Genomic DNA, 25,873 nt, shown 5'->3' with positions numbered 1-25,873 from the left:
TTTATTTGATTTTTTATAGTTTAGTTTTAATTTGTACGAAAAGCGGCCCGGAATTTCCGGGCCGCTTTTACTATATTTAATAAAGAAACATTAGTTAGCTTCTCTGATTACTTGTTTTGCTTTTGATGTCGGAATATAAATACTGAAGCCTACATTAAAAGTAATATTGGAATTCAATCCTTCATTTCCGAATCCTGCCTGTCCCTGATATTTTACTAAACCTTCTAACCCGATGTTAGGTGTAATAAAGTAAGAATACCCTGGCCCAACTCCAAAATCAAGACCTGTAGTTGAGTTTCCGTTTTCTACGGAAGATCCTCCAATTCCCACATTACCTTCAAAGAACCATCTTCCATGGTTAAGAAGATTATCAACACCTTTTTCTCCAGGTGATAAATAATAACGTCCTAAACCTCCAACTGCATAATCAAATCTTGTTGGGCTTCCGTTAGTTACCTTGCTTATTCCAAGATTTACATAACCACCGACTGCTACATTATCTTCAATAAAATAAGCTCCTTTCGGCTGAATAGAGATGTTGTAACCACCTCCTGTATTAAGCCCGAAGTTGCTGGAAAGAAGGCTGCTTCCTACCAGCCAGTTCCCTTTTTGTATTTGAGCATTCACTGTTGCAGTGAGTCCACCGATCGCAAAAATTCCTGCTAAAATTAGTTTTTTCATACTTTATCGTTTTAATAATTAATGTTTATTATCTTAATAATTTGTTAAAAACAATAAATATGCCATGTAACTCATTTTAAGGTGATTTTTTAATATTTACTCAAACTCAAGTGAAAATTAGACATAATTTTTTGAACCTTTTTTTATTGATTTTATAATTTATATAAAAACAAGAATAATGGAAACGATAAGCCCCACAATGGTAAACATCATTCCGCGTTTAAACGCTTTTGTCTTGGGATTAAACATCCAGAAGCTAGAAATAACAAAGAAAAATAAAGAAATTCCAAAAAAGGTATTTAGTGGGGAAAGGGAATCTTTAGACTGCGACTTGTGAAGTTTTGTCATTTTATCCAGTACAAAAGGAAGCTCCTTTTTAGTATATTTTGCCTCACCAGTAGCTGCATCATAAGTTCCCTGTTTGAATTTTAAAACGCTGCCTTCTGTTTTCTCTACTTCAAGGTTTCTAAGTTTCAGTTCTTTCCCAAGCTCTTTTTCAGAAAGGTTTTTGGCAATGATTTTATCAATTTTCTTCTCTTTTTTTAGAAAATCAGTGTCTCTGTAAATCAATAAAACTCCACTTATTGCATAAACTGCCATAATGCCGGCAAGAAAGAACCCCAGATAACGGTGGGTAACTCGCATGAAACTTCTTGTGTCTTTAATCTTATCCATATCTTAATTATTTTTGTTTATAAAGTTCAAAGTGGAAACTGCAAAATGCAACTTCCACTTTTATCTGAAAAAATTATTTAATCTTACAGTTTATATGTCAATGTGAAATAGAAATTTCTTGGTGTAATAGGGTTTACAGAATAGTTTTCGTGAACGTTATAGTTTACAGTATCAAACAGGTTTCCAACTTTTCCTTGAATTGAGAATTTCTTCCACTCGTAGCCAGCCGATAATGAAACTGTAGTGTAATCTTTTAGTTCAAAACTTCTGCTTACTCCATTTCTACTTATGTTTGTAGATTTAGAGTCATTCCAGCCAGCAATTCTGTTACCGATGTAGTAAACACCAGCTCCAACTTTTAAACCTTTTAAATAACTGGTGAATTTATAGAAAACTGATGCATTTGCTGTTGTAGCAGGAGTTCTTACTAATCTTTGTTTTTCAACATATCCTTTTTCCGGAGTATCGATGTAAACTGAGTTGTTGTAAGAGAAACCTCCGATAATTGAGATGTTTTCGTTTGGATTACCTGTAATATCTAATTCAACACCGCGGCTTCTCATTTTCCCAGCAAATTCTTTCAAATTGGTATCCGGAGTTTGTATAGCATTGGAATTATCAACATAGAAATAATTTTGATAATAATTATTATACATGATTTGGTATAGTGTCAGATTAATAGCCAATGCATTATTCCAAATGTTTTTCTTTGCACCAATTTCGTACTGATCAACAGTGGTTGGCTTTATAGCTTGTTTTGGTAAGTTATCTACTCTTGATCTTACTTGTGCTAGTGTTCCGCTTGTATTTAGATTTTCAAGTTCATTAGATGTATATCCAGCATTTGTAACAAATGAATTTGTATAAGTTGCAAATACAGAAAGATTATCATTTGGTGCATAAACCAACCCTATTTTTGGCGAAATTGCATTATCAGATGTTGCTGAATTTGCTACTTCAATTTTTTCATTAAGTGTGAAACGAGTTAACAAACTTGGCATATTTTCTACATATGACCATCTTAAACCTGCAATTACTTTAAATTCTTTTGTAAGGCTTATGAAATCTTGAGCGTATACTCCAATTCTTCTTGTTCTTGTTCTTGTATTGGTATTTAAAGTAGATTCTGGCATTTCTAAACTTCCATTATCCCAAGAACTTGGATCATCTAAGTATAATACATTTGTTGGAGCATTTTTCAAAGTATAAGCATATGAATCAGATTGGCTGTAATCAGCATCCGTTCCAAATAATACTTTGTGATTTATTTTTCCGGTATTGAATTCACCATTTAGATTTACCTGTGCAGAACCATAGTTTTGTTCATTATAAGTTTTGTTGAATGGTGTCGTCCATGATAAGCGGGTTGCAGTTGGTGTTGCATATACCCACTGAACTCTTTCTGTAGAGAAGTAGTCTTTCGTATAATTTTGATATGATGCAGAAGCATTTAATGTCCACTTATCATTAATCTGATGATTGAATGTAACGTTTGTTGAAGCCTGTTGCACATCCTGGTATTGCCAATCAGTTCCAAAGAAAGTACTTCTAGGTAAGGTATCTACCATTGAATAGCTTAAATCTTTATTCGTAATCGATCCGATTCCAAAATCAGGAGTAAAATTATTTTTAAGATAATCTGCTTCTACAATTAATTGTGATTTTTCATTTAAATTAAATAAAAATGATGGATTGAAATAATATTTTTCAGACTGTACAACATCTCTAAAACTTTCAGCATATTCGTAAGTTCCGTTAACTCTGAATGCGATATTTTTAGATAAAGGTCCATAAATATCAACAGTTGGTTTGTAAGAATTCCAGCTACCCGCATTCATTCCCAGGGTTCCTCCAAAATTAAATTTTGGTTTTTTTGTGATCATGTTGATAACACCTCCTGCAGCTGTATTTCCGTAAAGCATTGCGTTTGCTCCTTTTAGTACTTCAACTCTTTCCAAGCTGCTTACTTCCGGAAAAACACCACTGTTTACCCTTGCTCCATTTTTAAAAATATTATCATTACCTAAAATGAAACCTCTCCCTCCAAAACTATCCTGAGAATTACCTCTGGAAGAAGTTACATACATTCCGTTTACATTTTGAAGTACATCGCTAAGTTGTTTAGCCTGTTGCTGTTCAATGATTTCGTGGGTAACGATAGCAATTGGTTGAGGCGTTTCCATCACGGTCAGATTGGACTTTATTGATGATGATTTTGCCTTATTGGGATTTCCAGTTTTATGAAGATTCACGTCTTCAATAGTCTGAATTCTGATTGTGTCAGCTTCGGTGTTTTTCATTTGTGCACCTAAAGATATCGCTGTAAACAATAGTCCTAAAGTTACCAGTTGCTTTTTCATTCTTATTTTTATTTAGAGTAGTTTTAAATAAGGTGCAAAGCTAAATATTTTTTTGTCTTTATTTAGATTTATTAAAAATAATATTACTGATTTTTATCATAATAAATGTTAAAATTTTGCAACAATCAATATCTCTAAAATGTTTTTATAAATATCTTTGTTAAAAAATAATGGTATGCAATTGGTAAAAGTAGGGCTTTGCGCCTTTGGAATGAGTGGGAAAGTTTTTCATGCTCCGTTTTTAAAAGAACATCCCGGCTTTTTTATGTCGGGAGTAGTAGAGAGAAGTAAAGAAGATTCCAAAGAAAAATATCCTGATGCTGTTATTTATCGATCTGTTGAAGAAATGTTGGCTAATGCAGATATCGAATTGGTTGTAGTCAATACACCGGTTCAAACTCATTTCGAATACGTAAAAATGGCCTTGAATGCGGGTAAAAATGTAATTGTAGAAAAACCTTTTACCGTAACGTTGGCTGAAGCCGAAGAATTGGTGAAACTGGCAGATGAAAAAGGATTGTTCATTAGTGTGTATCAGAACAGAAGGTTTGACAGAGACTATTTACAGGTACAGAAGATCATTCAGGAAAATAGATTGGGAAATCTGAAAGAAGTAGAAATACGTTTTGACAGATTCAGAACAGAAGCAAGCGGAAAGCAACATAAGGAAAACCCTGAACAAATGGGTTCTGGTTCTTTACATGATTTAGGATCGCATCTTATTGACCAGGCAACACAGTTTTTTGGCTATCCTGAGAAACTATTTGCGGATATCTTTTCTATGAAAGGAAATGAATTTGCCAATGATTACTTTGAAGTCCTTCTATATTATCCCAATAACCTTAGAGTAAGATTAAAGTCTTCGGTTTTTAGCAAAGAAGCCCATTATGCTTATATTCTTCATGGAGATAAAGGAAGTTTTTTGCAGGAAAGAAGTGACGATCAGGAAAATGAACTGGTGGCAGGATTCATTCCTGTATATGGGAAAGAATGGACTAAACCACTAAAAGAGACTGATGGGATTTTAAATTACATCAACGAGAGTTCAGAAACTGAAAGAATCCTGACTTCCAGTGAAGCCGGTAATTATATGAATTATTATCAGCAGGTTTATGAGTATATTGTTTTTGGATATGCTTTACCGTCACCAGGATATGAGATTATCCAGAATATGAAAATTATTGAGGCGGCAGAGAAAAGCTCTAAAGAAGGTAAAGTTATTCATCTGGATTAAAAGTTAAAGGTTCATGGAATTTCATGAACCTTTTTTATTTTTATGCTTCTCCCAGAATTTCCTGGAGTTCCAGCCATCTCATTTCGTGGTTTTCCAACTTTTCGGAAATCGTTTCCAATTCTGCAGAAAGTTTGGAAATTTTTTCATAATCAGCTTCGTTATTAAGTTGATCTAAAATTTTTGCCCTCTGTTCTTCCAGTTCGGGCATTTCTTTTTCAATGAGTTCAAGTTCTCTTTGCTCTTTAAAAGAAAGTTTTTTCTTTTTCGTAGAAGTCTGAACTGGAGCAGTTACGTTTTCTTTTGCAGGTTCCTGTTTCTGAACCGTATTTTTTTCTAAAGATTCTTCGCGGCTTTTTGCTTCGCGGTATTCAGAAAAATTACCTACAAAATCTTTTATTTTTCCGTTTCCTTCAAAAGCAAGAACATGATCTACAATCCTGTCCATAAAATATCTGTCGTGGGATACGATAATCAATGATCCTTGGAACATTTGCAGGAAATTTTCCAGAACCGTCAATGTAGGAAGGTCAAGATCATTGGTAGGCTCATCGAAAATCAAGAAATTAGGATTCTGATACAGAATGTACATCAGATGCAGCCTTCTTTTCTCTCCGCCGGAAAGTTTTGAAATGGGAGAGTACTGGGTTTGATCATCAAATAAGAATAATCTTAAAAACTGAGAGGCAGAAAGGCTTTTTCCATTTGCCAAAGGATAAAATTCGGCAATTTCTTTAATGAAATCTATAACTCTCTCATCTTCTTTATAGGTTAAGCCTTTTTGTGAAAAGTATCCGAAAGAGATTGTTTCTCCGGTTTCTATTTCTCCTTTATCGGCTTTTTCAAATCCCTGAATAATGTTGAGAAGGGTAGATTTTCCCGCACCGTTTTTTCCGACAATTCCTATTTTTTCTCCTCTTTGGAACTGATAGCTGAAATCTTTAAACAACACTTTATCTCCGAAGCTTTTATCGATGTTTTTTAATTCAAGAATTTTATTTCCCAAACGTTTCATCTCAAAGTCCAGTTCAAGGCCTTGTTTTCTTGTGTCTGTCTTGGCAACTTTTTCAGTTTCGTAAAAAGCATCAATTCTCGATTTGGATTTTGTAGTTCTTGCTTTGGGTTGTCTTCGCATCCATTCAAGCTCTTTTCTGTAAAGATTGTTGGCTTTGTCGATGGTTGCATTCATGTTGTCCTCACGAATCATCTTATTCTCAAGATACGTTGCATAGGAACCGTTGTGAAAGTAAAGATTTTTGTCTTCCATTTCCCAGATAATATCGCAAACACTATCCAGGAAATATCTGTCGTGAGTAACCAGCAGTAAAGTTATTTTTGCTTTATTTAAATAATTTTCAAGCCATTCTACCATTTCCACATCCAGGTGATTGGTAGGCTCATCCATGATCAATAAAGTATGGCGGTGTTCGGCTCTGGTTTCAGTTAACAGCTTCGCCAGTGCCACACGTTTGATCTGACCACCTGAAAGTGTTCCCATCTTTGCTTCAAGATTGGTAATTTTAAGCTGGGAAAGAATCTGTTTCATTTCATTTTCAAGATCCCATGCTTTATGAACTTCCATTTCGGCCAGAGCTTTTTCGATGAAATCACTGTCGGTGGAATGAAGCGATTTATGATAATTTTTAAGAGCGGCAATCGGAGCCGAATCTAACGTCATCATAAATTCATCTACGGTAAGATTCGGATCAAAATCTATTTCCTGATCAAATAAAACAACCTGAATATCTTTATTAATGATTACATTTCCACTGTCTGCGATTTCCTTTCCCATAAGAATTTTCAGAAGGGTAGATTTTCCGCTTCCGTTCTTGGCAACAATGGCAATCTTATCACCCTCATTGATATTAAAAGAGATATTTTCAAATAAAACTTTTATTCCGTAAGATTTGGTAAGGTTTTCAGCAGCAACGTAATTCATTTCTATAAAAATTTTGTAGCGCGAAAATACGAAAATATAAGGCTTTACAAGAGAGAAAATATATTTTGCTATAGAAAGGTTTTTAAATGTTTTTAATAATTAATTTCACCTGTAGCTAAGGTTTTACAATAAATTTAACAGTTCTATTGTCAAATTTAATACCGTGTTATGAGCTTTTGAAAGAATAAATAAAGAATTTTGTTTCAAATTTTTACCATGAAAAAACTTACCATTCTATTTCTTTCTCTTATTGCTGTTTCTTTCCATGCACAGATTGTTTCGGCAACTGTATTTTCTAAGGAGGAGAATAAACCCATTCCTTATGTAAAAGTAGGAGTAGAAAAAGAAAAAGCCGGAGTGATTTCGGATGAAAGCGGCCGTTTTTCCATCGATCTTTCCAAGATAAATTCTAACAAGCCCATCTTGATTGAAGTTCCCGGATATGAAAAATATTCTCAACCTGTTCAAGATTTTAAAAATCTTGACGGACAAAAGATATTTTTAAAAGAGAAAGTTAAAAATATTGATGAAGTAAGTATTAAGCCTAAAAAACTGGTGGATAAAAACTGGGGAGTGAATACGAAGACAAAAAGCGTGATGTACAATGTGAATCCGGATATAAATAATGAGAACTTTTTGGGTGAGACAGCTTTAGAATTTAATACCAGTAAAAAATCAAAAATTAAGAACATTAATCTGAATATCTCAAGCTATACTTCGGATCAGCCTGTTCTGATGCGTTACAGTATTTATTCAGAGAAAAACGGTTTTCCGGATAAAAATATTTTAGATGAAGAAATTACGGTTGAACTCACGAAAGATATGATAAAAGACGGTACCTTTACTTTAGATGTCAATGACCGGAATATCTGGGTTCAGGGAAAATTTTTCGTCGGGATACAGTTTTTGAAAAGATTTCAGGGAAGAATAACGATTAGCGCTGCCTTGTTCAGAACGGGATATATCAGAGAATTTTATGGCGACTGGCAGAAAATGACTATTGCGGCACCGGCAATTAATATTGATGTAAAAGTAGATAAAAACGGTAAGAATAGTAAAGACGAAGTGAAGGATAATAATGATAAAGCTTCAATCCTGGCTCCGGATCTTAGTCAATATAATATGGAGTCTGAAAATTCTGTTTACGGTAAAAATGATGCTGTAGGAAACACTCTGAAATTGAATAGTGCAGAACTCTATTATGAAATCTATGGGGAAGGTGAGCCGCTTGTTTTACTTCATGGAAACGGAGGAAGTATCAAAGAATTTTACAAACAGATTCCCGGACTTTCAAAAGAATTTAAAGTCATTGCTGTTGATACAAGAGCTCAGGGAAAAAGCAAGGACTTTACTAAAGGGGATTTGAATTACAAAATTTTTGCGGATGACCTGAAAAATTTAATGCATCATTTAAACATTTCAAAAACTAATATTTTAGGATGGAGTGATGGAGGAAATACAGGACTTGAATTTGCTTTAAAATATCCTCAACATCTCAATAAATTAATCATTATCGGAGCCAATGCATTTCCGGAGGGTGTAGATGAAGATCTGATCAAAAACTTTAAAAGTAAAGTTCATATGATGCAGCTTGCCAATCAGCCGGAACATGAAACTGAAAAAAGATTATTGAACTTAATGCTGAATGAGCCTCATATCAATAAAAAGTCATTACATCAGATTCAAAATCCGACCTTGGTTCTTGCCGGAGAAAATGATGTGATAAAAAAAGAGCATACGGAAATGATCGCCAAAGAAATTCCGAAAGCTAAGCTTAAAATTTATCCTAAAGCAACGCATTATCTTCCTTTTGAAATTGCAGAAGATCTGAACAAAGACGTTATTGATTTTTTGAAAAATTAATCCAGGGTCAGTCTTTTTAAAGACCAGGAATTTCCATTGTAGATATCCAGGTCTACTTTGGTGTTGATGCCATGTACAATTCCGTTTTCTGTAAACTGCCAGAAATCCCAGCTGTCATCGGGAGACGGAGCAGGAACATCATTGTAGTTGGCAAGCCAGAGTGGGTAATCATCAAATTCGCCTTTTAAAAAATCCTTGTAATAATGATAATAGGTATAAATAATAGGTTTCTCTCCGTATCTTTCCTCTACAATCTTACACCAGACTTTTAAATCCTCTACCAGTTTTTGGTTGGATTTTCGTCTGGGAATTTTTTCAATGTCTAAAATTGGAGGTAAGTCACCTTCTTCTAAATGCACATTTGCCAGAAAGTTATTTGCTTGAATGACCGGATCTTCATCCGCTCTGTAAAAATGGTAAGCTCCCCGAATCAGTTCATGTTTCTTAGCCTGTTGCCAGAATTCATCAAAATGCTTATCCGCATTACGGTTTCCCATAGTTGCACGCATCACCACAAACTCCAAAGGAATGGTTTTATTACCGATACTTAAGCTGTCCCAACTGATATCTTCTTTATTCTGATAATGAGAAACATCAAAACCGTATGTTTTATCAAGGTTATCCGAAAGGATTTTTTGGATCCTTAAAGCTTCTGTTTCCGTATTATGAAGCTTTTTATGTCTAAATTTGTTAAAATATAAAGCATAGTAATAACTTATGGAATGTTTTAAATACAATCCGGTTCCTATAAGAGCAATAAGAAGCAATACCAATACAACTTTGCGACGAAAAAAATAGTTTCTTCGCCGGTTTTTATGGATCTTTTTGGCAGTCTTTTTGGTGTACTTTTTAGGGCTCATAAAGTTTTGCAAAACTAGCTTTTTAAGCGAAAAAATACTAAATAAAATAAGTAAATTTGTGTAATATGGAAACACGCGAAAAGATCATCATTATAGGAGGCGGTTTTGCGGGATTGCAACTTGCAAAAACTTTGAACAATAAAAATAAAAAAGTTATTGTTCTGGACAGGGTAAATCATCATATGTTTCAGCCGCTTTTTTACCAGGTGGCATGTGGCAGGATAGAGCCTTCCAATATTTCTTTTCCGTTCAGAAAAATCTTTCAGCAATCCAGAAACACACAATTTCGTTTGACAGAGGTCAAGGAGATTGATGTTGCTCATAATAAAGTAATAACAGACGGAGCAGAATTTACTTATGATAAACTAGTTATTGCAACGGGCTGTAAGACCAATTTTTTTGGGAACAAAGATCTGGAATCCAAAGCTTTCGGGATGAAAAATACCCAGGAAGCCATCAGTATCAGAAACCATGTTCTGATGACGTTTGAAAAGCTGATCCTGGAGAAAAGCAGAAGTGATGACGGAAACTGGAATATCGTCATCGTAGGAAGCGGACCAACGGGAGTGGAACTTGCCGGTGCTTTTGCAGAAATGAAAAAAGATATTCTCCCGAGAGATTATCCTTATATGAATTTTGATCATCTTAAAATTATCCTGGTGAGTTCTACGGAAAAGCCGCTTGCAGTAATGAGCAATGAATCTCAGGAAAAATCTGAAAAATATCTGAAAGATTTGGGAGTAACTTTCCTGAGCGAAGAATATGTGACAGATTATGATGGTGATAAAGTGTACATGAAAAGCGGAAAAGAAATTCCTTCAAATAATGTGATCTGGGCAGCAGGAGTTACCGGGAATGTAATTGATGGTTTTCCTGCCGAAAATTTAATGAAAAACCGATATATTGTTGATCGATACAATAAAATAAAAGGATATAATAATATTTATGCTATAGGAGATATTGCCTATATGGAGACTCCGAAATATCCTCAAGGTCATCCGCAGGTGGCCAATGTCGCAATCAATCAGGCAAAAAATCTGGGGAAGAACTTTTTGAAGAAAAATATAAGCGAATGGAATGAGTATGAGTATGATGACAAAGGCTCATTAGCAACAATAGGTAAACACAGAGCGGTTGTTGATCTTCCATTTATAAAATTTCAGGGATTCTTGGCCTGGTATTTTTGGATGTTCCTCCACTTAATGTTAATTTTGAGCGTTCGAAATAAACTTGCCGTGTTTTTTAATTGGATGTGGAGTTATTTCAACAAAGATTCAGCATTAAGATTAATTATTTTACCTAATAAGAAAAACGGAACATTACAATGAGAATTGATATCATAAGCGTACTTCCAGAATTGATGGAAAGTCCATTTCAAACTTCCATATTAAGAAGAGCAATGGATAAAGGATTGGTAGAAGTGCACTTTCATCATCTTAGGGATTGGGCGATCAATAAACACAGGCAGATCGATGATGAGCCTTATGGAGGAGGAGCAGGAATGGTAATGATGGTAGAGCCATTGGATAAATGTATTTCTGAGCTGAAATCGCAAAGAGAATATGATGAGGTGATTTATTTGACGCCCGATGGTATTACTTTGAATCAGAAAATTGCCAATACACTTTCTATAAAAAACAATCTGATTTTCCTTTGTGGTCACTATAAAGGAATTGATCAGAGAGTAAGAGATCTTCATATCACTAAAGAAATTTCTATTGGGGATTATGTTTTAACCGGGGGAGAACTTGCCGCATGCGTGCTTGCAGATTCTGTTATCCGTCTTTTACCGGGAGTTCTTAATGACGAACAAAGTGCTTTAACGGATAGTTTTCAGGATGACCTTCTTTCACCGCCTATTTATACAAGGCCGGAAATATATAAAGGATTAGAAGTCCCTAAAGTATTACTGAGTGGTAATTTTGGTAAAATAGAAGAGTGGCGGCATGACGAAGCTGTAAGAATAACGAAAGAAAAACGACCGGATTTATTATAAATCCGGTTTTTTATTGAAACAAATTCTAAAAAAAATTAATAAAAAGTGATTAAAGTTTAAATCAGCCTAAAAAACGTAAAATAATCCCGTTTTAAAGCTCTGGTTTAGATTAAAAAACCACAAAACCTGTGATTGTTAGGTAGAATTTTTGATTTTTTTACGAAATTTCTGAACCGTCAAAATTGATGAAAAATTATATCGGATCGAAGAAAAATTAATTTAAAATTTTGGCTATTTTAAGTAAAATTTAAACTACTACAGATGATTAAATTGTTAATTTTCACATTATGAAGATTTGTTTTTTTTGTTTTTCATAAAATAATTGTGAAATAGGTAATAATATTTGTAAAAAAGTGATAAATTTACATTCGGAATTTAAGGTGGAGAACCGTGTTTTGAAAATGAATGTTGATGGAATTATTAGCTTTTTATAATGTAGAAAATTTATTTTTACCTGATCCGACCCCCACACATAAACTTGATCCAACGAATTCAGGATTGAGAAACTGGGACGAGCGGAAATATAAAAATAAGCTACACAAAATTTCTCATGTTTTTCAGCTTATAAAAGACAAGAAAGGTTCCTTGCCATTCCTCATTGGTTTGTCTGAAATTTCAGGAAGAAAAGTTTTAGAAGAACTTGTACAGATGCAGCCTTTTAATTCAAATTATGGAATTGTTCATTACAATTCTATGGATGAAAGAAAAGTAGATGTAGCATTGCTGTATGACAAATCAAAAGTGGAAATTTTAGATTCCGAAGCCATTACTTTTTTTTTTGAAAGAGGAAATCCGAGTAGGGAAGATTATGACACTACAAGAGATGTTCTTTTTTCGAAAATAAAATATAGTGATGAAATTATCAACGTTTTTGTTGCTCATTTACCCTCCAAAAGAGAAAAAGACGTCAATAAGCCTAAAAGAGATTTTATTCTCAAAGAGATTAAAAGTAAAATTGTAGAAATTATTAGCAACCGTAATGAATCTGTGATTTTGTTTGGTGATTTCAATGAGAATCCGGATGAAAAGAATCTAGTTGAGATGTTATCTGATTCCTCCTCAGGTAAAATCTTAGAAAATCCTTTTCGGCAGTTATTTACCGAGAAAAAGTACTCCACTTATCATTACAAATCTGGTCTTTTGTTTGATCAGATAATATTGTCCATGTCTTTTTTTAATAAAAGTATGGAGCTCGGCTTTGAAGAGGCATATGTTTTTAATGTCGAAGAAATCAGTAGCCGGGATAAAATGTTTAGCGGGAGACCTTTTAGAACCTATGCAGGAACCCGTTATTTAGGTGGTTATAGTGATCATTATCCTGTAATCATAGAATTAAGAAAACATAATAAATAAAAATAAAAGTAAACAAGTAAAAGTTTAACAAAAATGAAAGACGCTGAAAACACAACGTATCATCTAGACTCCATAGATAAGCAGATTATCCATATGCTGATGGATAATGCCAAAACCTCTTTAGCACATATTTCAAAAAATGTAGGGATTTCTACAACAGCCGTGCATCAAAGGATAAAAAAATTGGAGCAGGCAGAAGTTATTGAAAACTCAATATCTTTTTTAAATCCTAAAAAGATAGGGTATAAAGTAATTTCATATATCGGCGTTTTCTTAGATCAGCCAAGTCATTATCCTGATATGGTAAAAGCTTTGAGGGATATTAATGAAGTGGTGGAAGCACATTATACAACCGGAAACTATACTATTTTCCTAAAAGTTCTGTGTAAAGATAATGATCATCTGATGCAAATTCTTAGTAAAATTCAGAAGCTAAAAGGAGTGACCAGAACTGAAACTTTCATATCTTTGGAACAGGGTATTTACAGACAACTGAAAGTATAACAGATTATGAACATTGCGCAATATTTGGATTCCACTTATTTGAAAACTCCGGCACAGTCCGGACTTTCAGATGAAGAAACTTTACAGAAAGATATAGAATTGACACAGGAAGCAATTAATAACGGTATTTTTGCCGTAATGATTCGCCCTGATTATGTATCTGAAATCAAAAAGTATATTCGGGAAAAACAATCCAATGTTGTGGTGGGAACTGTTATTGGTTTCCATGAAGGAACCTATTCCGTTGATGAAAAACTGGCTGAAGCTACAAAAGCAATTGCAGACGGAGCAGATGAACTGGATTTTGTCATCAATTACAACGCCTATCTGAAAGGAGATTTAAATGTAGTAAAGGAAGAGTTTGTACAATGTACAACATTATGTCTGCAGCATCATAAAATTGCAAAATGGATTATCGAAATTGCAGCTTTAACGGATGTACAGATTGCAGATCTTACTAAACACATTTCCGACTGGGCAGAAGAAAATTTTTCTGAGAATGATTTGTCGAAAATTTTCGTAAAATCTTCAACCGGTTTTTATAAAACTGAGAATGGAAAACCTAACGGAGCAACATTTGAAGGAATAAAAATTATGCTGGATAATGCAGGTAAACTTCCTGTGAAAGCTGCAGGAGGAGTAAGAACTCCGGAAGATGCTGAAAAAATGATTAATCTAGGTGTAAAAAGGATAGGTACTTCTTCGGCTTTAGCATTAATTAAAAATCAGTCTGCTTCGGAAGGATATTAATAAAAGATATTTTTTTAATACAAAAAAGAAAAACCCATCAACTTGATGGGTTTTTCTTTTATGCTTGTTGAGTAAAATATTCGTTGTAAAATTCTTGAGTTTCTTTAATTAACGCATCCATTTCCTCTAAAGTGAAAACTTCCAGGAATTTCTTTCTGAAATCCTTGAAATGCGGAACCCCCCGGAAATAATTGCTGTAATGTTGTCTCATTTCAACCAACCCTAATCTTTCGCCTTTCCATTCTGCACTCCATTCTGCGTGCTGACGAACAGCTAATAATCGGTCTTCAATTGTTGGAGCAGGTAAATGCTCTCCTGTTTTAAAGAAATGTTTGATTTCGTTGAAAATCCAAGGGTAACCAATCGCAGCACGACCGATCATAATTCCGTCGCAGGCGTATTTTTGTTTATATTCCAAAGCCTTTTCAGGAGAATCGATATCTCCGTTTCCAAAGATTGGAATTTCAATATTCGGATTTTGTTTGATTCTTGAGATATGTTCCCAATCGGCTTCACCTTTATACATTTGGGCACGCGTTCTTGCGTGTATTGTTAATGCTTTGATACCGGTTTCCTGAAGACGTTCAGCAACCTCATCAATATTAATAGAAGTGCTGTCCCATCCTAAACGGGTTTTTACCGTTACAGGAAGATGAGTGGAACTTACCACGGCTTTGGTCAAACGAACCATAAGATCGATATCTTTTAAAACTCCTGCTCCTGCTCCTTTACAAACCACTTTTTTTACAGGGCATCCAAAATTGATGTCAACCAAATCAGGATTTACCGTCTCCACAATTCTTGCAGACATGGCCATTGCTTCTTCATCACCTCCGAAAATCTGAATTCCGACAGGTCTTTCGTAATCGAAAATATCAAGCTTTTTTCTACTCTTGATGGCATCACGAATCAAACCTTCAGAAGAAATAAACTCTGAATACATCAAATCTGCGCCATGCATTTTGCACAGCCTTCTGAACGGAGGGTCACTCACATCTTCCATCGGAGCCAGCAAAAGCGGAAATTCCGGCAGTTCTATGTTGCCTATTTTTATCATGGTGCAAAGATACGGAATTTGTTGTTGAGTTGTGAAACTGCTAAATTGTTAAGTCGTTAAGTCGTTAAGTCGTTAAATTGTAGAATCGTTGAGTCGCTATTTTTTATTGTTACAATCATTCAAAGTATTAACGGCTCAACAATTATGTATTAAGTGAATGATACAATGCGTTAAGTTGATTGGTGATTTTTTCAGCTTTTTCTCTTAATTCTATATATTTTTCTTCAGGAATAAATTCTAAATCAAAAGAGAGAATTAAAAAATTAATTACCTCAATACTTGTACTGTATGAAATATTGATGAACTTTAATTTGTCTTTTGTAGTATTTCTATATAATCCTTCCGCAATATTCGCAGTAATGCTTGTTGTAGCTCTCCTGATTTGATTAGTAATTCCGAACCTTTCTTCATCCGGAAATGTTCTTGTAATTTTGTAAATATCTTTTACTAAACTTTTTGCATTCTGCCAAACATCTAATTTTTCAAATGAGTAGGTATATATATTTTCTTATTGTTGTCTGTTAAATTTTTACTTTATATTAAAGATATTAAAAGATTTTTTTTATCAATCTTAACGACTTAGCAATTTAACATCTTAACAACTCAAAAAGATGCTTTCACCTGCATACTTCCGATATGAATGGTTCTGTCCCCTGAATTTCTTCCTTCGTATGTTAAATTTAGCTGAAGGAAAGAATTGATCGCCTGCTGGATAAATACACTCCAAACCTGGTTTTTGCCGGGCTTTAGTCCATCAAGCATTTGATTTCCCACAATACTGAAATTGTTTCCTGTGAAATCGTTATTAATGAATGAAAAATTCCCTCTGATAGATGTTTTTTTACGCTCCCATTGGATTGTTCCGGTAACGTCGAAGGCCTTTAATAATTCTTCACCATCTACTCTCTGTTTTTCTCTGTAAGCAGAAGAAAGCTCCGCCTGTATAGCATCTGTAAATTTATAGGTTGCCTTTGGCTTTGTTTCAAAATTGTTTAAGCGATAATCTCTTGTTGCAAACAGTTGGGAGGAGTTTTTAATATCATGGACAGAATTTTCCCAATCTACCCTGAACTCTTTATTAAACCAATATCCGATGTTTAAGAAATGGGAAGTCTGCTCCCTTTCCTCATTACTGAAATTGGCATTGATGAGGTTATCGTTTGAGATAAAACGGTAGTTTCCGTTCCAGCCGGATTTTTCAGTTGGGTTGAACTGTACGGATGTTAAGATATTTTGATTTTTAAGAATCTGATTGTCATTTTTTTCAAAAGGATTGAGCACTAGTACTTTATCTTTTTTATAAAATGAATTTTGTGAATTCAGAGAAATATTAAAATTCCAGCGTTTTAAAAATTTATTTTCGGAGTTAAAAACAATAGCCGGATTAACAAATAATGCTAACTGAAGCTTATTTTTATTGGAAGGAAGATAGCGTACGGAATTGGTGTAAACTCTGATATATTGTGCCAAATCGGAATATTCCGCAATTTCAAACTCATCAAGCTGCTGAACACCATCTCCGTTGTAATCGGTCCATTTATAAATACCTTGTCCGTCTGTTACCTTTAAATATTGGAATTCCCTTTGAGCTTCCTGTCCGTTTCCTAATTCGTAAAATGCCTGTAGACGCATTCCGTTTCTGAAAAGCTGCTGATTATAAAGAATGTTTCCGACAACGAAATCATTGTTTTGAGTCACATCCGGCTCCTGATTTTGGTAGAAGAATTTTCTGTAGTGAAGCAAAGCATTTAGTGTCGTTTTTTCTGTTTTTATAATCTGACTTTCAGCCATGAATCCTAAAATATTATTCATGCTTTGCAGACGGTTATCACGCACGGAGTCATTGCCCCTCATATATACTTTTGCCAATAATTTGGTTCTGGTACTGTCTCCGATTTTCTTCTGGACAAAAAGTTCTCTCCAGCTGAAACTGGTAACATCCATGAGTTGAGTATCATTGTAGGTTTTCTCATTATGCTCCATACTTCCCCCTACAGCCCAGCTTCCTTTCTGTCCGGTGAATTCCGTAGAAGCTCCTCCTCTTATAAATTTAGTATTCTGAAGTGTTGCTTTGGTATCCAGATAAGATAAATTTCCTTTTGTTAAAAATTTACCTTTAGTCCAGGCGAAATCTAGATCATTTTTAATTCCTTTATAAGAATCCTGTTCATCCAGATAATTGATCCGGTAGTTTAAAGTCGATTTATTATTCCATTTGTTTAAAAAGCTGAAAATAAATCTGTTCTGGGTCCTTCCGCTGAATTCCTGGGCCAAGTTGAAATCCCTGGAGAATTCCACATCATTGATACGGTCTAAAATATGGAATTGCTTATCAATGTACTGATATTCAAAAGTCGGAGTACCGCTCCAGTTGTTTTTCTTGAAAATTTTGTTTCCGAATATACGCCAAGCATATCCTGTATTCAGCCTTGAATCTTTTGAGGAGAATAAGTTGACATCATAATTGCTTAAAGAGAAATCAGCTCCTATTTTACCGTCTTTAAGCGCATATTCAGAATTTAATGAGTACACCTGGGATTTTTCGGGAGAAGGCAGTTTTCTTACGGCTTTATAATCTCCCAGATTTGTTCCCACATATTCAAAAACACGTCCGTTGTTGGTAGTCTGAGTAAGTTTGTAATCTCCAAGGTTGACTCCGAAATAAGTAAAAGATACCTGATAAAGGGTTTCATTGGGATCTGTTGAAAATTCATAATAATTTCCATTAGGATTCAGCCGGTACAGGATTTTATTCACATCATATTCGGTGACAACTCCTGATGGTGCATACATTAAATCAGGATTATTTCCTGCATCTGCTAAAATTTGTTCATCTTCCTTGGAGAGATTAAGAGCAAGAGGAGCATTTTTATTATCGTTTTCCATAAACCAGTTCAATCCTAGTTTAAGTTTTTCCCTTGCGTGTTCTATCTTTCCGGTAAATAAATACCTGGAATAATTTCTGTTGGTATAGTTATAGGAAATGGTAATGAAATTTTGCTGGAAAATAGGCCGGAAACTGGTAAAAGTAACTTCACCGGTGTTGTAATTGATGATGTAATCCTGGTTTTCCCCTCTTTTCATTAAAATTCCATCAATAAAAACCTGCTCAGAACCTGAAATCAGTGTAATAAACTGCTCTCCGTTTTTTCCGGTTAATCGGTAAGGTCCCTGATTTCCTTCCACCCCCTGAAAACGCACTCTGTGGAACTCGCTTCGTGCTACGCCCATGGAAACATCCACAAAGGTTTTATTTTCCTTTCCCATTTCGGTCTGGAATTGAAGTCCCATGCTTCTTCTCTGGTATTTCGCAAAATAGTTTTTGGTTTCTGCCAGATCCAAATGTCCGGCTCTAAGAATAGATTTATCCTTTATGTTTAGCTGCATGTAGATCTTATCAAACTCTTCCAGGGTCTGGGTATATCCATCGGCTTGAATAGGAAGGTTATGATCAGAAATACTGGCTAAGATCGTGACATCTTTAGAAAGCCTTCCGGAAATCTGAAGGTCCATAGAACTCTGCACAGACTGTCCTTGATTGTTACCAAAAGTAATTCCACGAATGATAGAACCTTTGGAATTTAGTTCCCCTAAAAATCTCTTTTTGTCATTTTTAGCTAAAACGGCTTCGTCTACAAGAATTCTGTTGCTGGTTCTTACAAAATCTAGAGTGTCTTTTGCAAAAATATCCTGTTCCAGCTTGGCCGCAATGATGCTGTCTTTCTTCGCAGAGAGAATGCTGTCTTTTTTTAAAGTGTCTTTGGGCAGGTTAGGATTTTTCCACGAGAAAATCTGCGCATTTCCCTGAAATATGCCCGTAAAAAACAATACGAATATTAAAAGATAATTCCGCAATTCTTTAAAAATAATTGGTAAAAATAGCTAAAAAAATACTTATACTTGGGGTTTTAGTAGTATTAACAAAAAATTAATCCAATTATTGCTTTTGATTAAAAAAATGATGTAATTTTGTGTTATAAATTATAAATAATTAAAAAATTAAATTATGAGAAAAATATTTACTGTTTTAGGAATTGTTGCTGTGTCTGCAATAGCGAGTGCCCAAACAACTGTTTTAACTGATAACTTTAACTATACCGGAACTTTAATTTCAAATGGCTGGGTTTCACATAGTGGAACTGCAGGTCAATTGACTGCTGATGGAACTAAGGTTAATCTTGTAGCTGGAAATAGTGAAGATGCAAATAAAGCATTTTCATCTCCATATGCTGTAAGTACAACAGGAATTAGTAAGGCAGATTATTCTGCTACAATTAACGTTGCAAATGCTACAGGTTTAACTACTTCTGGAGATTACTTTTTGATGTTTATTGTGACGGCAGGAACTTCTCCTGGAAACTTTAATGGAAGACTATATATTAAAGGTTCCACTACGGGATATACATTAGGAGTTCTAAATAATGGTGCGGGAACTCCTGCGCCAAATCCAACTTATGGTACTGAAATCCCTTATGGCACACCGGCAAATATCACTGTTACATATACAATAGATAATTCTGCAAATCCTGCTACCAATACTGCAACTTTGCAAATTAATTCACAGCCGCTTTTGACAAATAATTTAGGAACTGGAGCTGCACCTGCAACTTTAGGAGGAGTTGCAATTAGACAGGCTGGAAATACAACATCTGGTACTGGAAATGTTAGTATAAGTAATTTGGTGGCTAGAGTTTATGCTAATGGATCTTTAGCTGTCGCAGATTTCGGAAAAGAAAAATCTCTTTTTGTAAAAAACACCTTTGTAAAGAATAATGAAATTGTTTTCGGAGCTGACGCAAAAGATGTAAAAGTTTACAATATGTTCGGACAAATAGTGAAGACTGCATCGGTAAAAGCTGATGGAACTTTAAATGTTGCTGATTTGGCAAAAGGAAACTATATCGTTACAGGTACTGTAAACAATCAAGCTATTTCTCAGAAAATTTTGAAAGATTAATTTTAATAGAAAATTATACTGAAAGAGCTGTCATTTGACAGCTCTTTTTTATTGTATCAGTTAATACCAGCCTCTTCTCGCAGCATTAATAATAGATCCCAGATTGAGAACCAATGTGTATCGGATACGTTTTGCATAATCTTTGAAAGAAGGTTCAAAACCTAATGAAGACTGTACAGGGAAATAAACTTCAAGAAAATCAGGAATTACCCTCACTTTTATTCCACTGTCCCATATAAATTGAGTCGGTCGGTTTTTGTTTTTATAAAATCCGGCATCTGCATATACATGGAAAATTTTCCATACACTTGAATCTACATTGAAAGAAGTGATCCATTGGTTTACACTTCCGGGTAGGAAAGATTTGAAACCTCCGTCTGCCAGGATAAACTGCTGGGATAAAATTCCGCTGCTGGCGCTTTCACCTAGGAGTGTATAGGAAAATGAATAATTGGAAACCCTTGAAATCCCGTAGTTGAATGTGCTGTTCCGGGTATCATTCCTTACAAAATATCCTGCAAATAATCGTAAACTTAATTTTTGCTTAGGAGCAAATTCCCATCTGTAAAAGCCTTCTGCAGTTATTTTATTGAAATCTTCCATTCCCTGAGTACTGATGCTTAGGCTTTTCTCATGAATCATCTGGCTGTCGCTATATCCATATCCAAGACTCCAAAGATTGTATTTGTCATAATCTTTTTTGGCAATCATTGCCGGACTGAGATCTCTTTCGAAATAGTTGTATGAAAAAGCTAAACTTCTTCCTACTGTACTTCTTGGGTTTTTTCTGAAATTAATATTGGAGAAAGCTGATAATTTGCGATAAGCAAGATTATAGTCGTAATGAAAATACGAACCCGAAACTCCGAAAGTCAGACTTCGGATAATACTTTCAGCCGGTAAAAAAGAATAGGAGATTGCCCCGGAACCTGTCATTTTTCCTGTTCCGGAACTGTACATCGGAGTAAATGAATACAGGAATTTCTGGTCAAAAAATGACTGGTTTTTAAAATTGACTCCAAATAAAAATTTATCGTAAGTATTATTAAATCTGATCTTAGGACTTATATATATTTCATTGAATTCCGGATTGGGAATGTCTTTTATAAATTTGAATTTAATTTTCTTGGTATTAGAGAAAAAACCTTTGGCATACAAGTAATTATCTCTGTATTTAGACTCTGGAAAGATGTAGTCCTCATTCAGGGTGATTTTGTAAATATCATCTGCAGGAAGCGAAAAAGTCTTTGTTTTTGCATTTTCTTCAGCTTCGACCCAGTATTCTTGTTTGTTTCCTTCTTTATCTTCCGTTTTTAATTTTACAGGGATATTTGAAAATGTATTTTTATGAATTTTAATATTCAAAGTGTCATTTTCTTTCTGTAATCTTTTTAATTTAAAATTGACTCTGTTTTTATGCTCCAGAAAATCAGCCAGATATTCTGTTCTCTCATCTTTTTCAGCAAGTTCTTTTAAAAAATCTCTGGGATCAACCTTTTGATGTTGGTTTTTTAGTATGAAATCTTTTAAAAGGGTATTAAAATTTTCATATCCCATTTTATCAGCAGAATAATTGAACAAACTTCCCGTCTCAAAACTGCTGATGGCCATATCATTAAAGTTGCTCAAAACCGTGAACTTTTCATCAACTTTCTGGTCAAGATTCTGCGACATGATATATTGATAGGCAATACCATAGCGGTCAACCAATTTCACCTTGGAAGCATGGAATAGTTTTAAAGGCTTTACTCCAAAAATTTTAGTTTCAGGAAGGGTTCCTAAAAGTTTGGTTTCTTTATAGAATTTATTCAGGTATTGAATTTCTAAATAAGATTTTAAGCCGTTTTTAAACCAATGATTATCCTGTTTATTGGTTATGATGGTTTCGTCAAGGATTTTCTTCGCAATAATTCCAAAATAGTCTAAATCTATTTTTTCAGCATCCGTAAAAAGAGGAAAATTAAACTTCCAGACACTAATGTCATTATTTCCGAAAAAATCTTCCTTATTCCTGAATTTCTCAGAAATAAAAAGTGTTTCAGGAACAAATCCAAGTTTCTCTTTAATAAATCTTAAATGAAGAGGTAAGAAAAATTCCAGATTTTCTTTTTCCTGTGGACTCAGATTGTACCCGAATTTAATTGCAGTATTAAGGTCATCGGAATTGATGCTGATCACCGGAAACTCTTTTTTAGAAAGAATAAATTCAGGATCAGTATCCAGATCACCCGTGAAATGGGCATTTGAAGATTGGGTGATATTGCTTTGAATATAATATTTTGTTTCCGCTGCGAGATTAATGTCCCAAAAAGTATTGAAGTTTACAGATTCTTCAATATCATGATATTTTTTTGGATACTTATTGTCCGGATCAAAGTGATCGGGAACAATAAAGAAATATTTTAAAACCACATTGTTATCAGATGTTCCGTATCCTGTAAACTTTTGATCAGGAAGCTGCAATTGATACTGCAGTTGTAGTTTTATTTTTTCTCCCGGTTTCAGTGCTTGCTGCAAAGGCAGGAAAAGATTTTCATCTGAGAGGTCTTGAACGGGAATATCCTGACCAGAATTTTTAATCTGTAAGTTTAAAAGCTTTCCCTGTTGTTCATCTTTAGCAAAATGAAGATCAGTATTCCGGTCTTCCAGTTTTCTGTAGGCTAAAGAAGTTCCTCTTTTATGATAAGCAGAAATCCAGTTTAGCAGTTTTATAGAGTCCAGTTCTTTTTCGGAATGGTTAAAATAGACCAATTCCTGATTCACTGTTAATGTTTTATGATCTGCAGATAGCCTGGCTTCAACAGATATACTGTCTTTCTGTGCAGAAATCTCTACAACACCTAAAAACAAAATAAGACAAATACTAATTCTTTTCAATATTCCTGATAAAGCACCAAATATAACTTATTTTGAATAGATTTGGTAAAGATTTGAGCAAGGAATTGATAAAAAATTAACCACAAAAGATATAATAGACTTAAGTTCTTTTGTACCTCTTGTGGTTAAAAAAATATTTTAAATTGTTTTTTATAAAGAATTCAAGTAAGCTTTCCATCCTTCATTTTTATAAGTGATGGCAGCCTGTTCAGGATTTTCAGCTTTATAAATTCCTCTACCTACAATAATGAAATCAGTGTGAAGAGTTCTGAATACATGTTCCGGAGTATTGTACTGCTGTCCTTTTCCGTCACCCGAATCAGCTAGATTCACACCCGGAGTGAATAGTAATAGTTCTTCAGGAAGTGTATTCTGAGAAACTCCTCCGATTACATTAGGATGAGATAAAGCTACTTTTAAGGCTTCTTCTCTATAGCTGCTTGTAGTTAAAGTTCCTTTGGAAGACATTCCGATAATTGCAACTACCCCTACATTTTTGAAGCAGTCTAGAGATTCAAAACCACCAATTACCTGAGAAGTTACAAAATCTGCCCAGTCTGTAATTTTGAAAACTCCGCTTGTGAACTGAAGTTCCTGAGTATTTCCTATGTCTGCAAATTTTCTGTCTTCCATCAATAAGAAGTTGTGCTTTGCAGCTAATGCTTTTAACGGGGTGATTGTTTTTTCGTATTCGAAATCAGAAATAACGTCGATATGAGTTTTCAATGCAATAACGTGCGTTCCAACTTTATCAGCGAGATCTAATAATTCCTGAGTGGTCGTAACATCAGCAGAAGCAATTAGATTCGATTGTTTAGCAATCGCGGTTTCCAATAATTTTTTAGAAACAGAATGTTGTGTACTGCTTAGTTTTTGTTCGTAAGAAGATTTTGTCTTTTCTTCAAACTGAATATGGTTTCCCTGTAAAAAATCTTGAATTCTTTTTACCTCTTCATCAGATAATTCTCCATTTTCCTGAAGGATTTCGCAAACTTCTGAAATATTGAAAAGCGTGTGTACTTTATACCCCTTGCTTTCCAAAAGTTGTGTTCCGCCCTGCTCTCTGTCAAGAACAACAACGATATCTGCAACTTTAAGATCTTCCTGTTCTACTTCTGCGATGGTTTCGATCAAAGATTTTCCTGAAGTGATGACATCCTCTACCAAAAGACAGTTTTGTCCTTTCTGATAAATTCCTTCAATCAGCTTCTTTGTACCGTAATTTTTTGCTTCTTTTCTTTTAATAATTAACGGAATGTAGCTTTCCAAAGACATTGCTGTTGCCATAGGAAGTGCAGCGTAAGGAACTCCGCATATTAAATCGAAATTATCCAAAGGAAGCATTTCCAATAAATAATTAGCCAGGCTTTTCAAAATTTTAGGATCTGAAGCCAGCGGTCTTAAATCTACATAAAACGGACTTTCAATACCGCTTTTTAATGTAAATCTTCCGAATTTAATGATGCCCAGTTTGTAGCACTCTAAAAAGAATTCTTTTTTACTTTCCATTATTTTTTATTAGATGGTGCAAATTTAAGGATTTGAAAACGAAATGGGAAAATTCAAATGTCAATTTTATCATATAAACAAACAGTGAACCTTAAATCCTGATTTCCGTGATTTTAGAAAGATTATTTATTAGGATGAAATACTTTTGAGCTTGTCATTTCGACGAAAGGAGAAATCGGAATTGGTACCAGATTCTTCACTCCGCTTTCGCTTCATTTAGAATAAAAAAACATTCCCAATTGGGAATGTTTTTTTATTCTATTATTTCTGCATCAATAATCTTTGTTTCTCCACTACTGTATTTTTGTTGGGCTTCCCAAAGTAAAAACTTATCTACCTCTTTAATGAGCTTTGGAATTACCAGATATAATACCGCAAGATCATCCATTACCCCCAAAACAGGGATAGCTACTTCAGGAAGAAGATCGATGGGTGAAAGTATATAAAGAACACCTAATAGAGGAAGAATAATATCAATAGACTTCATTGGATACGTTCCTTTTCGCCACATTTTTATCATTCTGAAAATATCAGGGATCTTTTTAATGAAGCCTTTATGATTGATAGCTTCTTTTGCAAGACTCAGTTTCGAATATTTCATTTTGTGTTTATAGTTTAAAATAATTTTAACTCTGTGTATATTTCACAAACTTTGTACCAAATAGATATAAAATTTAGTTAAATTATTTGATAGTGCTGTCGATAAACTGGTGTGCAGATTCTGAATTCCAATCTCTTGACGCATCTTCTTTGATGATGATTCTTCCGTTTTTATCCAAAAGATAAGTGGTAGGGAAAACTTTAGGAAGGATTTTCTCTGAAATAGGACTCTGTGCAATATAAACAGGAACGTTGTAGTTGTTTTGTTTCAAAAATTTTTTTACAGCGTCTTCCTGATCGTTCATAGCTATTAAAACAAAACTGACCTTATCCTTTTTAGCATCATATAATTTCTGGATCGAAGGCCATTCTTTTCTGCATGGAGGGCACCATGTTCCCCAGAAATTAAGAAAGACAGCCTTATCTTTGAAAGCTTTAAGATTGGTACTTGGAACATTGATTCCCTGTAAATCAATATCATAATCTTCTTCGCTTACATGAACGGCATTTTCAATCGTAGCGATTGGAAAAAAAGTATCCTGTAATTTTTCTTTCACTCCCGGAACGAATGCAATTACAGCAATGATGACGATTAATACAAGATAAATTATATTTTTTTTCATGAGTTTTACTTATTTAATTTACCTAAAATAATGATATT

20 protein-coding genes are annotated in these 25,873 nt (G+C 34.3%); 8 read left to right on the top strand and 12 right to left on the bottom strand.

Annotation, left to right across the window (positions count from 1 at the left end):
• Positions 1 to 90: 90 nt before the first annotated feature.
• The 3 genes from CLV73_RS10025 to CLV73_RS10015 form a co-directional block, all read right to left on the bottom strand.
• The gene (locus tag CLV73_RS10025) at positions 91 to 681 is read right to left on the bottom strand and encodes a hypothetical protein (protein ID WP_100376680.1); all 591 of its coding nucleotides are present in this window, start codon (positions 679 to 681) and stop codon (positions 91 to 93) included.
• 159 nt (positions 682 to 840) lie between these two features.
• The gene (locus CLV73_RS10020) at positions 841 to 1,356 is read right to left on the bottom strand and encodes a hypothetical protein (protein WP_100376679.1); all 516 of its coding nucleotides are present in this window, start codon (positions 1,354 to 1,356) and stop codon (positions 841 to 843) included.
• An 83-nt stretch (positions 1,357 to 1,439) separates the two neighbouring features.
• Entirely contained in the window at positions 1,440 to 3,716 is a 2,277-nt protein-coding gene (locus CLV73_RS10015) for a TonB-dependent siderophore receptor (protein WP_100376678.1), read from the bottom strand.
• 175 nt (positions 3,717 to 3,891) lie between these two features.
• Here CLV73_RS10015 and CLV73_RS10010 point away from each other — a divergent pair, with 175 nt between their 5' ends.
• Positions 3,892 to 4,950, top strand: coding sequence for a Gfo/Idh/MocA family oxidoreductase (locus CLV73_RS10010; RefSeq protein ID WP_100376677.1), 1,059 nt, complete (start codon positions 3,892 to 3,894; stop codon positions 4,948 to 4,950).
• Positions 4,951 to 4,990: 40 nt separating this feature from the next.
• Here CLV73_RS10010 and CLV73_RS10005 read toward each other — a convergent pair whose 3' ends face one another.
• Positions 4,991 to 6,886 (bottom strand): ABC-F family ATP-binding cassette domain-containing protein, encoded by a 1,896-nt coding sequence (locus CLV73_RS10005; RefSeq protein WP_100376676.1) that lies wholly within the window; start codon positions 6,884 to 6,886, stop codon positions 4,991 to 4,993.
• A 216-nt stretch (positions 6,887 to 7,102) separates the two neighbouring features.
• On the opposite strand from CLV73_RS10005, the gene CLV73_RS10000 reads away from it, so the two are divergent.
• Positions 7,103 to 8,749 carry an alpha/beta fold hydrolase gene (locus CLV73_RS10000; protein ID WP_100376675.1) on the top strand — a complete coding sequence of 549 codons (1,647 nt, stop codon included), beginning with the start codon at positions 7,103 to 7,105 and terminating at the stop codon, positions 8,747 to 8,749.
• Here the strand turns inward: CLV73_RS10000 and CLV73_RS09995 are convergent.
• Positions 8,746 to 9,609, bottom strand: coding sequence for a glycoside hydrolase family 25 protein (locus tag CLV73_RS09995; RefSeq protein WP_100376674.1), 864 nt, complete (start codon positions 9,607 to 9,609; stop codon positions 8,746 to 8,748). The genes CLV73_RS10000 and CLV73_RS09995 overlap by 4 nt on opposite strands.
• A 65-nt stretch (positions 9,610 to 9,674) precedes the next feature.
• Between CLV73_RS09995 and CLV73_RS09990 the strand changes: the two genes are divergently transcribed.
• From CLV73_RS09990 to deoC, 5 genes are all read left to right on the top strand, one after another.
• Positions 9,675 to 10,937 (top strand): NAD(P)/FAD-dependent oxidoreductase, encoded by a 1,263-nt coding sequence (locus CLV73_RS09990; RefSeq protein WP_100376673.1) that lies wholly within the window; start codon positions 9,675 to 9,677, stop codon positions 10,935 to 10,937.
• Positions 10,934 to 11,605, top strand: coding sequence for a tRNA (guanosine(37)-N1)-methyltransferase TrmD (gene trmD, locus CLV73_RS09985; protein WP_100376672.1), 672 nt, complete (start codon positions 10,934 to 10,936; stop codon positions 11,603 to 11,605). The genes CLV73_RS09990 and trmD overlap by 4 nt, the downstream gene beginning before the upstream one ends.
• A 411-nt stretch (positions 11,606 to 12,016) precedes the next feature.
• On the top strand, positions 12,017 to 12,958 hold the full coding sequence (locus tag CLV73_RS09980; RefSeq protein WP_100377040.1) for an endonuclease/exonuclease/phosphatase family protein: 942 nt from the start codon (positions 12,017 to 12,019) through the stop codon (positions 12,956 to 12,958).
• A 33-nt stretch (positions 12,959 to 12,991) separates the two neighbouring features.
• Positions 12,992 to 13,462, top strand: coding sequence for an Lrp/AsnC ligand binding domain-containing protein (locus tag CLV73_RS09975; protein ID WP_100376671.1), 471 nt, complete (start codon positions 12,992 to 12,994; stop codon positions 13,460 to 13,462).
• A 3-nt stretch (positions 13,463 to 13,465) separates the two neighbouring features.
• Positions 13,466 to 14,212 (top strand): deoxyribose-phosphate aldolase, encoded by a 747-nt coding sequence (deoC, locus tag CLV73_RS09970; protein WP_100376670.1) that lies wholly within the window; start codon positions 13,466 to 13,468, stop codon positions 14,210 to 14,212.
• A 58-nt stretch (positions 14,213 to 14,270) separates the two neighbouring features.
• Here the strand turns inward: deoC and dusB are convergent, their stop codons facing one another.
• The 3 genes from dusB to CLV73_RS09955 form a co-directional block, all read right to left on the bottom strand.
• A complete protein-coding gene (dusB, locus tag CLV73_RS09965) occupies positions 14,271 to 15,269 on the bottom strand; it encodes a tRNA dihydrouridine synthase DusB (RefSeq protein ID WP_100376669.1) in 999 nt (332 codons plus the stop codon).
• 142 nt (positions 15,270 to 15,411) lie between these two features.
• Positions 15,412 to 15,771, bottom strand: a complete 360-nt coding sequence (locus tag CLV73_RS09960) for a four helix bundle protein (RefSeq protein WP_100377039.1) — start codon at positions 15,769 to 15,771, stop codon at positions 15,412 to 15,414.
• Between the two features lie 101 nt (positions 15,772 to 15,872).
• The gene (locus CLV73_RS09955) at positions 15,873 to 18,911 is read right to left on the bottom strand and encodes a hypothetical protein (protein WP_394336976.1); all 3,039 of its coding nucleotides are present in this window, start codon (positions 18,909 to 18,911) and stop codon (positions 15,873 to 15,875) included.
• Between the two features lie 364 nt (positions 18,912 to 19,275).
• Here CLV73_RS09955 and CLV73_RS09950 point away from each other — a divergent pair, with 364 nt between their 5' ends.
• Entirely contained in the window at positions 19,276 to 20,226 is a 951-nt protein-coding gene (locus CLV73_RS09950; protein ID WP_100376668.1) for a T9SS type A sorting domain-containing protein, read from the top strand.
• A 60-nt stretch (positions 20,227 to 20,286) separates the two neighbouring features.
• On the opposite strand, the gene CLV73_RS09945 is transcribed toward CLV73_RS09950, so the two are convergent.
• From CLV73_RS09945 to CLV73_RS09930, 4 genes are all read right to left on the bottom strand, one after another.
• Positions 20,287 to 23,103 (bottom strand): gluzincin family metallopeptidase, encoded by a 2,817-nt coding sequence (locus tag CLV73_RS09945; RefSeq protein WP_228424307.1) that lies wholly within the window; start codon positions 23,101 to 23,103, stop codon positions 20,287 to 20,289.
• Positions 23,104 to 23,253: 150 nt separating this feature from the next.
• A complete protein-coding gene (gene pyrF, locus CLV73_RS09940) occupies positions 23,254 to 24,612 on the bottom strand; it encodes an orotidine-5'-phosphate decarboxylase (RefSeq protein WP_100376666.1) in 1,359 nt (452 codons plus the stop codon).
• Positions 24,613 to 24,865: 253 nt separating this feature from the next.
• Positions 24,866 to 25,213 carry a YkvA family protein gene (locus CLV73_RS09935; RefSeq protein WP_100376665.1) on the bottom strand — a complete coding sequence of 116 codons (348 nt, stop codon included), beginning with the start codon at positions 25,211 to 25,213 and terminating at the stop codon, positions 24,866 to 24,868.
• 82 nt (positions 25,214 to 25,295) lie between these two features.
• Positions 25,296 to 25,835 carry a TlpA family protein disulfide reductase gene (locus CLV73_RS09930; RefSeq protein WP_100376664.1) on the bottom strand — a complete coding sequence of 180 codons (540 nt, stop codon included), beginning with the start codon at positions 25,833 to 25,835 and terminating at the stop codon, positions 25,296 to 25,298.
• Between the last annotated feature and the right edge of the window lie 38 nt (positions 25,836 to 25,873).

The sequence above is a fragment of the Chryseobacterium geocarposphaerae genome (assembly GCF_002797535.1).
GTDB classification, from domain to species: Bacteria; Bacteroidota; Bacteroidia; order Flavobacteriales; family Weeksellaceae; genus Chryseobacterium; species Chryseobacterium geocarposphaerae.
Note: the sequence above shows the minus strand (reverse complement) of the source record. Positions and strands in the feature narration are given on the sequence as shown.